General features: G+C 45.2%; 8 protein-coding genes. 6 read left to right on the top strand and 2 right to left on the bottom strand.

The genetic code is table 11. The features are described from left to right. Positions 1 to 169: 169 nt before the first annotated feature. The gene (locus J4N23_RS15960; RefSeq protein ID WP_207428715.1) at positions 170 to 3,133 is read left to right on the top strand and encodes a sugar-binding domain-containing protein; all 2,964 of its coding nucleotides are present in this window, start codon (positions 170 to 172) and stop codon (positions 3,131 to 3,133) included. Between the two features lie 83 nt (positions 3,134 to 3,216). Here J4N23_RS15960 and surE read toward each other — a convergent pair whose 3' ends face one another. Next, a complete protein-coding gene (gene surE, locus J4N23_RS15965) occupies positions 3,217 to 3,951 on the bottom strand; it encodes a 5'/3'-nucleotidase SurE (protein ID WP_207428716.1) in 735 nt (244 codons plus the stop codon). Between the two features lie 76 nt (positions 3,952 to 4,027). Here surE and J4N23_RS15970 point away from each other — a divergent pair, with 76 nt between their 5' ends. Then, the gene (locus J4N23_RS15970; protein WP_207428718.1) at positions 4,028 to 4,918 is read left to right on the top strand and encodes a diacylglycerol kinase family protein; all 891 of its coding nucleotides are present in this window, start codon (positions 4,028 to 4,030) and stop codon (positions 4,916 to 4,918) included. 30 nt (positions 4,919 to 4,948) lie between these two features. Continuing rightward, a complete protein-coding gene (locus J4N23_RS15975) occupies positions 4,949 to 5,188 on the top strand; it encodes a hypothetical protein (protein WP_207428720.1) in 240 nt (79 codons plus the stop codon). Between the two features lie 11 nt (positions 5,189 to 5,199). On the opposite strand, the gene J4N23_RS15980 is transcribed toward J4N23_RS15975, so the two are convergent. After that, complete coding sequence (locus tag J4N23_RS15980; RefSeq protein WP_207428722.1) at positions 5,200 to 5,427, bottom strand: hypothetical protein; 228 nt, start codon at positions 5,425 to 5,427, stop codon at positions 5,200 to 5,202. 250 nt (positions 5,428 to 5,677) lie between these two features. Here J4N23_RS15980 and J4N23_RS15985 point away from each other — a divergent pair, with 250 nt between their 5' ends. The 3 genes from J4N23_RS15985 to J4N23_RS15995 all read left to right on the top strand — a co-directional run bounded on the left by J4N23_RS15985 (position 5,678) and on the right by J4N23_RS15995 (position 11,404). After that, positions 5,678 to 6,421, top strand: a complete 744-nt coding sequence (locus J4N23_RS15985; protein WP_207428723.1) for a DeoR/GlpR family DNA-binding transcription regulator — start codon at positions 5,678 to 5,680, stop codon at positions 6,419 to 6,421. Between the two features lie 474 nt (positions 6,422 to 6,895). Further along, a complete protein-coding gene (locus J4N23_RS15990; RefSeq protein WP_207428724.1) occupies positions 6,896 to 8,113 on the top strand; it encodes an exo-beta-N-acetylmuramidase NamZ domain-containing protein in 1,218 nt (405 codons plus the stop codon). A gap of 267 nt (positions 8,114 to 8,380) precedes the next feature. Further along, positions 8,381 to 11,404 (top strand): SusC/RagA family TonB-linked outer membrane protein, encoded by a 3,024-nt coding sequence (locus tag J4N23_RS15995; protein ID WP_207428725.1) that lies wholly within the window; start codon positions 8,381 to 8,383, stop codon positions 11,402 to 11,404. Positions 11,405 to 11,406: the final 2 nt, after the last annotated feature.

Raw genomic sequence — 11,406 nt, forward strand, 5'->3', positions numbered from 1 at the left:
AGAAGCGGCTCGCGATGATGTTCTTCCTTTCTTTATAAGGTGTTAGTTAATACGAGGTAATACAGATTTTACATATCGGAATTCTCAATTCAGTTATCTTTCGCTACTCAATTGGATGGACGCTAAGATTCATACCGGTTGAGAACCAATTATTAAACATTCAAGTTATATGAAGAGACACCTGATCCTGCAAGCGGCTTTTTTAATGCTGCTGGGGCTAACAACAGCTTTTGGTTCGGCCCGAATCAAGTACAACTTCAACCCTGGCTGGAAACTGTTTGTGGGGGATGAAAAGGGGGCAGAAGCACCAAATTACGACGACAGTTCCTGGAAGTCGGTAACACTTCCGCATGCCTGGAATGAAGATGCCGCCTTCAAAGTGGCGATCGACCACCATCCTACCGGTATTGTTTGGTACCGGAAACGCTTTAAGCTTCCTTCTTCCGATAGAGGTAAAAAAGTGTTTCTTGAGTTCGAAGGAGTACGTCAGGCAGGTGAATTCTACTTAAATGGAAAATTTATCGGCTTACATGAAAATGGTGCAATGGGTTTCGGATTTGATGTTACCGACCTAATAAACCCCAACGGGGAGAACGTGATCGCGGTGAGGATTGATAATGACTGGGCCTACAAAGAAAAAGCCACCGACACTAAGTTTCAGTGGAGCGATAAGAACTTCAACGCCAACTATGGGGGGCTTCCTAAAAACGTTTGGCTTCATGTAAGTGATAAACTCTACCAAACGCTACCGCTTTACAGCTTTTTAAAAACTACCGGAGTGTATGTTTATGCTAAAGATTTTGATATCCCCGGAAGGGCCGCAACTATTGTAGCAGAATCTGAAGTAAAAAATGAGCATGGTCGCGAGCAGACCTTTCAATATGAGGTAGAGGTGAAAGATTTGGATGGGAAAACGCTGAAGGTATTCAGATCATCGGCAACGCGAATAAAACCGGGAGAAACTAAAACGGTGAGCGCCAGCGCTGCTATGAAAAACCTTAACTTCTGGAGCTGGGGCTACGGATATCTTTACGATGTGCAAACCCGTCTGAAAGTGAATGGGAAACTGTTGGACGAGGTGAACACGAGAACCGGTTTCCGCAAGGCCGAATACAAAAATGGGATGGTCTACCTGAACGATCGCGTACTGGTGATGAAAGGCTATGCACAACGTACCAGTAACGAGTGGCCTGCTCTGGGATTATCCGTACCACCCTGGTTAAGTGATTACAGTAACGGACTGATGGTAGAAAGCAATGCCAACCTGGTTCGCTGGATGCACATTACACCTTGGAAACAAGATGTAGAATCATGCGATAGGGTGGGTCTGATCCAGGCGATGCCTGCCGGTGACGCGGAAAAAGACGCAAAGGGTGTACAATGGCAGCAAAGAACAGCGCTGATGCGCGACGCCATCATTTACAATCGGAACAACCCCAGTATCTTGTTTTACGAAAGTGGCAATGAGTCGATCAGCGAAGAGCATATGGCTGAAATGAAGGCTATCAAATATAAATACGATCCTCACGGCGGTCGCGCTATCGGTTCGAGAGAGATGCTGGATAGTAAGGTTGCCGAATACGGTGGTGAGATGCTTTATACGAACAAAAGCGCTCATATCCCGATGTGGGCTACTGAATATTCCAGAGATGAGGGTCTGAGGAAATATTGGGATGAGTTCTCGCCTCCTTTTCACAAAGATGGAGATGGGCCTTTATACCGAAATGCACCTGCAAGTGCTTATAATCGTAATCAGGATTCTCATGCCATTGAGAATGTCATCCGTTGGTATGAGTTCTGGAGAGAACGTCCGGGAACGGGCAAACGGGTAAGTTCCGGTGGGGTGAATATCATCTTCTCCGACTCCAACACCCACTTCCGTGGGGCGGAGAACTACCGCAGGAGCGGGGAGGTCGATCCGATGCGGATTCCGAAAGATGGCTTTTTTGCTCACCAGGTAATGTGGGACGGCTGGGTAGATGTGGAAAGACATAGTAGTCATATTATCGGGCATTGGAACTACCAGCAGGGCGTTAAGAAAAATGTGTACGTGGTATCAAGTGGCGAGAAGACAGAGTTATTGATTAACGGGCAGTCTAAAGGTTTTGGAGAGCGCAGCCACGGCTTTTTGTTTACCTTTAAAGATGTCGCTTATGAGCCCGGCACAATTAAGGCCGTATCCTACGATGCTCAGGGCAAAATCCTGTCGACAGATGAAATAAAAACAGCGGGAGCTCCGGCAGCTCTAAGGCTTAGCGTGCAACAGGCGCCTAAGGGACTAAAAGCAGACGGTGCCGATGTAGCACTGGTACAGGTGGAAGTGGTGGATGCGCAGGGAAACCGCTGTCCTACAGCTCTAAACATGATTGACTTTAAGCTAGAAGGAGCGGCTGAATGGCGCGGCGGGTTAGCGCAAGGTCCCGATAATTACATCCTGGCGAAAAGCCTTCCGGTAGAAGGCGGCGTCAATCGGGTGCTTATACGGTCTACTACCCAAGCTGGACAGATAGTGCTTACAGCCAATGCCGAAGGACTGAAATCAGCCACAGTAGCATTCAAGTCTGTTCCAGTAAAGGTAACGAATGGTCTTTCCCTGGATATGCCTTATGACGGGCTTCGTCCCAGTCTGAAGCGGGGACCGACACCAGCCGGAGCTTCGTTTAAGCCTTCGCGTATTGCTCATCAGATAGTAAATGCAACAGCAGGTGCCAACAGTGAAAGTGTAAAAGCTTCATTTGACGACAACGAACTTTCCGATTGGGTGAACGATGGAAAGATATCAACGGCCTGGATAAAGTACGACCTTGAGAAAGAAGGAATAGTAGATGAGGTGACGCTGAAACTGAATAACTTCAGAAGCCGTTCTTACCCGATCAGTATTTCGGTAGATGGAAAAGAAGTGTTTCGTGGTAATACGCCGACAACCCTTGGCTATTGCACTCTTATTTGTGAACCAACAAAGGGAAAGTCGGTAACTATTCGCTTGACGAATGAAAATTCCGGTAAAGACGATTCCAATATCGGAACCGAAGTAAATGGGAAGAAATTGGATGACGGTGTAGCCCGCGATGATAAGAATGCCAAAGGAACCTTAAGTATTATTGAAGCTGAGATCTATAGCAGAGTTAAATAGGAGGCAGAGGTTTGTTGAACAGCTAAGCGAATGAATACCAGGAATAATCCGGTGCGATGTGGCCCCGGATTATTCTTTTTAAGCTAGACCTGCTGGGTTTGCTGTACTCTTTTCAGTTCCTCTTCGTTCGTAAGATCAAGCCTTAGCGGTGTTATGGAAACAAAATTATTCTCTACAGCCCAGCGGTCCGTTCCTTCTTCAGCCGGCTCCAGTGGGGTAACTGTGAACCAGTAGTGCTTGCGTCCCATCGGATCAGTTCCGGGTATGATGGTACCATCGTACAACCTCACCGATTGTCTTGTCCATTTGATTTCCTGAGGATCAGGTGGGAAATTTACATTGTACAGGGATAGCTCGTTCTTCTCCAACAACATTGAAAGCGTTTTTTCTACAAAGGGGGCCAGCAAATCAAAGTTCGGCTCTGTTTTTCCGACAGGAGTGCTTAAAGCGATTCCCTTAATTCCTAAAAGCACTGCCTGTTTAGCTGCTGCTAAGGTTCCTGAATGCCACATCCCGTTCCCCAGGTTCGGGCCCATATTTATTCCGGATAAGACCACGTCTGTATTATTCCAAAGATGAGTTCCCAATGCAACGCAATCTGCAGGGGTTCCGTTTACACGGTATGCCTCGATTCCCGGAAATTCGATTGGCGATTTTTTATAAGAAAGCGGACGGGAATGAGTCACCGCATGCCCCATAGAAGACTGTTCTACATCGGGGGCTACCACCCGCACTTCTCCAAATTTGGAAGCAACTTTGGCTAAGGCGGCAATCCCCGGACTATAAATCCCGTCATCGTTTGTTACCAATATTCTCATAGTATATTTTTAATAAATCCTTCAATCGTGCCAAACAATTAACAGGAGCTATGTTTTAAAGTTTAGAGAATTAACAATGCAGGTAGTTACCCTTTTACACAATCCGAAAGCCGGAGATGAGTCCCACTCGAAAAAGGAACTCGAATCAATGATCGAATCAGCCGGAATTAAATGTCATTATTCTTCTCTAAAAAAGGAAGGTTGGGATCAGCTTGACGAGGAAACGGATTTTGTAGCCGTTGCTGGTGGTGATGGTACTGTTAGAAGAGTGGCAAAGAAGTTTTTGGAGAGAGGGCTCAACAATAAGTTTCCGCTAGCAGTTTTTCCCGCCGGCACTGCCAATAACATCGCCAAAACCCTGCAAATGCCGGAAGACGATAAAGAGGTGATTCAAAAATGGAAGCATCCTGAATTTAAAAAGTTTGACGTCGGCAAGGTTGAAAACGTGCAGGGTGCCAGCTTTTTCCTCGAAGGCTTCGGTTTTGGAATTTTTCCATTACTGATGCAAGAGATGGAAAAACAGGACGAAGCCTTGAAAGATACTCCGGACAAGAAGTTGCACCTTGCGCTTGCGTTGCTGCAGCAAATAGCAGAAACGTTTCAACCCCTGCAGGCCACCATTGATATAGACGGTACTGTTCATAGTGGAAAATTCTTGATGGTAGAGGTAATGAACATACAGTCTATCGGGCCGAATCTTGTGCTTTCACCTTTCGGGGACCCGGGAGATGGTGAATTTGAGGTGATCCTGATTCCGGAAACACAACGTGAGAAATTGCTTGCTTACGTCAAAGCTAAATTAAATGGGGTGGAGGACCCGGATCTCTTTGACACCTGCAAGGCTAGGGAGCTTCGCATTAGCTGCGATGAATTTATAGCGCACGTAGACGACGAACTTGTAGAGGCGAAGCACGTGCCGACGGTTCATCTGAAGTTGATGGAGGGTTTGCTGAAATTTCTAGTTTAACCTGAATCGCGCACCTAAATCCTAAAAAACATGAAATTAAGAATTTTTGATGGTGGTAGTAAAAGCCAGTGGATTGGTTCAGGATATCGGTATGTAAAGATCACCTATTCGAAAGACATTGGCCTAAAAGACACTCTTACCGGAGAATTCTACCTTCTGGAGCCTTATCTTAACGAGGATGAAGCCCTGGAGGATGAATCAGTAGTGGATATTAATTCTCCGGAAATTGAGGAGATAATGCAAAACAAAACCGGTCGCTATTACCAGTAGCGGCCCTCTGTCTATTCCAGGTTTTCCTCGTTTTTGCCAGGGTGGGGCAGTATGTCCGTGTCCGATCCTCCGTCCAGGTCCCCATAGTGTTTCTCAAACTCTTCGTCCTCCGGAATCAATTCATCATCGTCGGGCCGTGGCGTGATTTCTTCGGCTTCGGCATCGTTTGACTGGCCGGGTACTGGATCAGGACCGGGATTTTGAGTTCCTGATTTTTTCAGATGTTCTTCAATTTCCATAAAATACCAGCTTTATTATTAAACTTCCCGGGGATGTATTGGTTTTTTGTTTTTGTCCTTTAATAGAAGAGACAAATTTGAAGTTCTAGAAGCAGGTTGTGTAGAAAAAGGGGAGCACTTGCGAGCATATAGAGCCCTTTATTTTTAATTAAGTTTAATTTGTTTCTTATTTTTTGTTTTTTTATCGAAAATTTCATTCTTGCTCTTTTGGATGGAGAATGATTCCCAAACTTCAATCGGACGAAAGTAAATGCTCAAAGAAGAACGCCAGGCCTACATCATTAAACAGATCAACCTTCACAATAAAGTATTATCATCAGACCTAAGCACTGAGCTGAATGTTTCTGAAGATACCATAAGACGGGATTTGAACGAGCTTGCAGAAACAGGTAAGATTATTAAAGTGTATGGGGGCGCCTTGTCCAAATCCTTTCACTATCCTTTTACCGAGAAGGAAACCTATGCAAAGGACTCGAAGAAGGAGATCGCTAAAAAAGCCTTGAGTCTTATCAAAGATGAGATGGTATTGCTTGTAGGTGGCGGAACAACGATGATCGAGATTGCACGCATGGTGCCAAAGAACTTGCGTTGTACTTTTTTTACGATTAGTCCTTTAGTAGCACTGGAACTGGTAGAAAATTCGAACATCAACGTGATTCTTCTTGGTGGACAGCTTTCGCCTAATGCTCATATTAGTATAGGATCGATGGTGATTAACCAGCTGGCAGATATACACGTTGATCTGTGTTTTCTGGGAACAAATGGTTTATCTCTTGAAGCCGGAATCACCGATTCTGATATTGAGGTAGTTCAGGTAAAGAAAGCAATGTTGAAGGCTGCGAAAAAAACAGCGATAGTAAGTATTGCCGAAAAACTAAATTCTGTGCAAAAGATGAAGGTGTGTAATCTGAACGCCATTCATTATTTGGTAACAGACCTCGAGCCTTCTGATGCGGCTTTGCACGGCTACTCAAAATTTGTCGAACTTATCTGATAGACCGTATTCCGTCTTATTTTGTAAAACCTGGATAGTTAAGGGTAACTCTTGCAGTTGGGGCTGAATTTCGAAAACCGAACCTGGTCGCACTATTGACCGTTTTATGTCTTTCAATTTTTTTAAAAGGCCCAGGGATAAATCTGCACAAAGGTGCATTTTTAGTCCGCTTGTGCGTATTTTTTTTTTGTTTCTCCCCCTTTCTGTGTGTGTTTTTGCATGTTTTAAAGAAAAAAATGCGTTTTCTTGCATTTTATAATTTTATTCCATAAGTTTGAATTGTGCGCCTGAGCGCAGCTAACCAACTAAAATTATTAACTAATTAACAAGCTCGCTTTTGAAAGAAAGCAGTATTGTCGACCTCTTTAAACAAGGTAAACTCAATCTCAAATAGTTGTAGGGTGATTTTTGATCTGGCGGGAGCTGTTTCTGATTGTCATAAAAACTGTAATGCATAGGTATTAATGTTTAGATATGAAAAAGATCCTGCTATTGACCTTGTTATTCGCCGGCGTTCTAACCCCGTCTGAGGGGCGGGATACGGAGCCGAGGTCCAAGAAAACTTCAATTATTACCGGAGCTGATCAGACAGAAAAGTACCTGCCCTATTTAAAAGGTAAGCGAGTAGGACTCGTCGTCAATCAAACTTCTATCATCGGGCACCGTCATAGCGTAGATAGTCTTAAAGCGCTGGGTGTGAATATTGTCAAAATATTTGGTCCTGAACACGGCTTTAGGGGAAATGCAAGTGCCGGTGTTCATGTGGACGATGAAAGAGATCCCAAAACAGGCATTCAGGTAGTTTCTCTTTACGGGAAAAATAGCAAGCCATCTAAAGAAAGTTTACAGGATGTCGATCTGATGGTTTTTGATATTCAGGACGTGGGCGCTCGTTTCTATACCTACACAATTACCATGCATCGCGTGATGGAGGCTTGTGCCGAGAATGGAAAGGAATTGCTCATTCTGGATCGTCCGAATCCTAACGGGTATCTGATAGACGGCCCGGTCCTAAACCCGGATTTGAAGTCGGGTATTGGCATTCATCCCGTTCCTATAGCCCATGGAATGACCGTTGGAGAGTATGCTAAAATGATAAATGGGGAAAAGTGGCTGGCAAATGGCGTTCAGTGCAAAATCACAATTATTCCTGTCGCTAATTATTCACACCACCTGCCCTACGAGCTCCCGGTTAGTCCTTCGCCAAATCTCAATACTCCTGAATCCATAATTCTTTATCCATCCACCTGTCTCTTTGAAGGAACGGTGATAAGTCAGGGTAGGGGTACATATACTCCTTTTACAGTGCTTGGGAATCCGGAGTTGAAAGGTAAATATCCCTTTTCATTTACACCAAAGAGCATCAAAGGAATGAGTGAAACTCCGCTGCATATGAATAAGGAGTGTTTCGGGCTGAATCTGCGAAGCGAGGAGGTGGTTGCGGCTTTGCGAAAGAGTGGAAAGATTAATCTCAGTTGGATGATGGAGCTGTATGCCGCCTATCCAGATAAAGAGAGGTTTTTTGACTTTACGCAAAGTAAGGAGATGGGAAATATAGATAAGCTGGCAGGCGTGAAGGAATTTAGGGAGCAAATTATTGCCGGCGTTTCTGAAAAGGAGATCAGGAAAAGTTGGAAGAAAGGATTGTCGAAGTATAAATCGATTAGAAAGAAATATTTGCTTTATAAATAGCCTTTTTTGGTGTTGGTTTTTCTTGTTGCTGTAGGAATTGACTAAAAAAATGTCGTTTTGTTTGAATTTATTTGTGGGAGTGCGGTGATGGGGACTTTTTTTTGATTTTTCTTGCGTTTTTTTTCTTGTTTTGTTTTAATGTTGCAAATTCAAATAATATATTTGAGGTATATCGCGAATTTGAGGTGATTTGGTGTTCGTGTTTATGCGGCTTTATTCATTTTGTTAGAAATTTTTAATTATATATAAACTCAATCATTCATTTTTATGAAAAGAAGGCTACTCGCATTTATCCTGGGCCTGCTCGTGTCGATCCCCGTCTTTGCTCAGCAGCGACAGATCACAGGGACGGTTACTTCGGCAGAAGATCGGCTCCCCTTGCCGGGCGTCTCTGTCAAGGTGAAAGGAACTAACCTAGGGGTTAGTACCGCGGCCGACGGAACGTACTCCATTCGCGCCTCTACGGGACAGGTTCTTCAGTTTTCTTTCGTTGGTACGACGCCTGAAGAAAGGACGGTTGGAGAGGCAGACGTCATTAATGTGTCGCTTAAAGCGGATGCACAAGTATTAAACGAGGTAGTAGTGACCACAGCCCTCGGGATTGAGAGAAGCAAGCGGACGCTCACATATTCGGTACAAAAAGTACAGGGTGAGGATCTGCGTGCCTCCAACCAGGCCAATATTATTAATGGTTTGCAGGGGCAGATTGCCGGCGCTCAGATCACCTCTGCAGGCGGTTCGCCGGGCCTTCCTTCCGAGATTATTTTAAGGGGGGTATCCTCCTTAACTGGCGATAACCAGCCTTTAATGATCGTCGACGGAATCCGGGTAAGTAACGCATCTACGGATGGGACAGTGAACCGTCTAGCCGACTTCAATCCGGAAGACATTGAAGATATTTCGATCCTGAAAGGTGCAGCTGCCGCAGCCTTATATGGCATTGATGCCGCTTCTGGGGCGATCATTATTACGACCAAAAGGGGAAAAGAGGGGAAGATGAGCGTAAACGCTTCTTTGCGGTCGTATGTAGAAACGGTAGGACGCCTGCCTGAGCAGCAGAAATTGTATACTAACGGACTCGGAGGTACCTTTGACGAAAGCTCTGTTTCTTCCTGGGGAAGGAAGTTTAGGAGCGATGAGCTGATCTATAATAATATGGAGCGGTTCTTTCAGACCGGGCTGGTGAACGATGTGAACCTTAATGTTAACGGCGGCACGCAAACGTATAGTTACTATATGTCGGGTAATTACCGCTCGGGGAGTTCGATTATCCCCAATACGGAGTCAGACAAACTTTCCCTGTTGATCAAGGGTACAGCGAACCTGACGAAAAAACTTGAGTTAACGGCCTCGGCCAACTATATAAGGAACGATATCCAGGAAGGATTGGTGGGCAGCAATTCAGGGGGGTGGGCAAACAGCATCTATTTTTATCCGCTTCGCTACGATATCGAAAGATATCAATATGAAAACGGCAATCCTTATTATGAGTACTTCGAGGAAACCAACTCCCAAACCACAGCGAGGATATCACCAATGTGGGGGGTGCAAAAAAATCCGAGGAATTCAGGAACACAGCGGGTGGTGATTAACGGAAATCTGAATTATAAACCGGTGAAGTGGATTAATCTGTCTTACCGGCTTGGCCAGGATTATTATAATCAGGGTTATGGCAATGTGACGGTTGCAGGGACGCCGGGTTTTATGGATGGAAGAATCTATGAGAGCAAGGGTAATTATGTAAATCTTACCTCGATCTTCAACAGTACCTTCGACCGCGAGATTGTGAAGAATCTGCGAGGTACACTGATCCTCGGCACCAGTCAGGAATACTATGAGGGGAGATCCAATACTTTTTCTGGGGAGAATTTTTTGGTTCCCGGGGTTTACAGTATTAATAATATAGCTCCCGCAAATCTGATAGTAGCAGAGGGGAACCCGAAAAGAAGGAGGTATGCTGTTTACGGCGACTTTAAGCTAGACTACAAAAATATGCTGAGTGTCGGTGTGACCGGTAGAAATGACTGGACCTCTACCTTGCTTGGTGATAACCGGACATTCTATTCTCCTTCCGTTTCCGGGAGCTTCACGTTTTCAGAGTTGTTCAACAATCGGGGCGACTGGTTTGGAAAAGTTCGGGCGAGCTACGCTAAAGTAGGTAAAGACGCACCGATATATGCTACCAATACGGTATTGACCCAATATTTCGGTATAGGCGGAGGATTTCAGAATAACGCCACAGGTGGAAACCCCAACCTTGTTCCTGAAACTACAATTGAGAAGGAATATGGTCTGGAGTTTAGCCTCTTTAAAAATCGCTTACGTTTAGAAACTGCGTATTACGATAAGGAAAGTAACGATCAGATCATTACTGCCCGCGTACCCTTACCCACTGGTTTCGTCATCCAGACCTTTAATGCCGGCAGCCTGCGAAACCGCGGGGTTGAGCTTTCGCTGAGTGGAACTCCTCTAAAGAACAGAAACCTAACCTGGGATGTCACCCTGAACGGCTGGAGGAACCGGTCTAAAATGCTCGAATTTCCAGGACAGATTGAAGTATTCCCCTATACCTTCGGGCAGCCGTATTCAGCGGCCATCGCGGGCTCGATGATCAACATGCCGGTGCTCGGCATTATCGGTATCGAGTATGAGAAAAATCCGGACGGATACACAGTTATTGGTGACGATGGTTACCCGGTGATCAACTCGGAAGGCAGGCAAAGCTATATCGGGAACAGGGAACCTAAAGTTAATTTTGGTTTGTTAAATAAGTTCAACTACAAGAATATGTCCCTTTCCTTCCTCTGGGACTTTAGGTTGGGCGGAGACGTTTACAATGCTACCAGACTTGGCATGATCTCACGCGGAATTGCGGCCGACGTCGGAGAATGGAGAGATAAGGAGTTTGTCTTTGATGGAGTTGTGCGTCAGCCTGACGGATCGTATGTTAAAAACACCAGGGTTGTTCCGCTGGACTATAATTATTTCACTACCAACTATACTTCTGTGGGAACGAATTTCGTGGAGGAGGTAAACTGGGCTCGGGTGCGTTACATCACCTTTGGTTATTCTCTTCCCCAAAGTCTGACGAGCAAACTCCGTGTAAACAGCCTTCGTCTTGAGCTTTCGGCTCAGAATCCGATCCTCATTACCAACTATTCAGGAGGTGATCCCGAAGTAAACAGCGCCGGCCCGAATGCTGGCGGGGGTGGAGGAAGCACTATGGGTGTCGACTTTGGAGCTATTCCGATTTCAAGAACTTATTCACTTGGACTGAGCGTTGGACTATAACA

Source organism: Pedobacter sp. SYSU D00535 (assembly GCF_017355855.1).
Lineage (GTDB): Bacteria > Bacteroidota > Bacteroidia > Sphingobacteriales > Sphingobacteriaceae > Desertivirga.

Bases quoted from the DNA above. Each gene is read 5' to 3' on its own strand.
- J4N23_RS15960 (WP_207428715.1), top strand. From the start codon at position 170: ATGAAGAGACACCTGATCCTGCAAGCGGCTTTTTTAATGCTGCTGGGG.
- surE (WP_207428716.1), bottom strand. From the start codon at position 3,951: ATGAGAATATTGGTAACAAACGATGACGGGATTTATAGTCCGGGGATT.
- J4N23_RS15970 (WP_207428718.1), top strand. From the start codon at position 4,028: ATGCAGGTAGTTACCCTTTTACACAATCCGAAAGCCGGAGATGAGTCC.
- J4N23_RS15975 (WP_207428720.1), top strand. From the start codon at position 4,949: ATGAAATTAAGAATTTTTGATGGTGGTAGTAAAAGCCAGTGGATTGGT.
- J4N23_RS15980 (WP_207428722.1), bottom strand. From the start codon at position 5,427: ATGGAAATTGAAGAACATCTGAAAAAATCAGGAACTCAAAATCCCGGT.
- J4N23_RS15985 (WP_207428723.1), top strand. From the start codon at position 5,678: ATGCTCAAAGAAGAACGCCAGGCCTACATCATTAAACAGATCAACCTT.
- J4N23_RS15990 (WP_207428724.1), top strand. From the start codon at position 6,896: ATGAAAAAGATCCTGCTATTGACCTTGTTATTCGCCGGCGTTCTAACC.
- J4N23_RS15995 (WP_207428725.1), top strand. From the start codon at position 8,381: ATGAAAAGAAGGCTACTCGCATTTATCCTGGGCCTGCTCGTGTCGATC.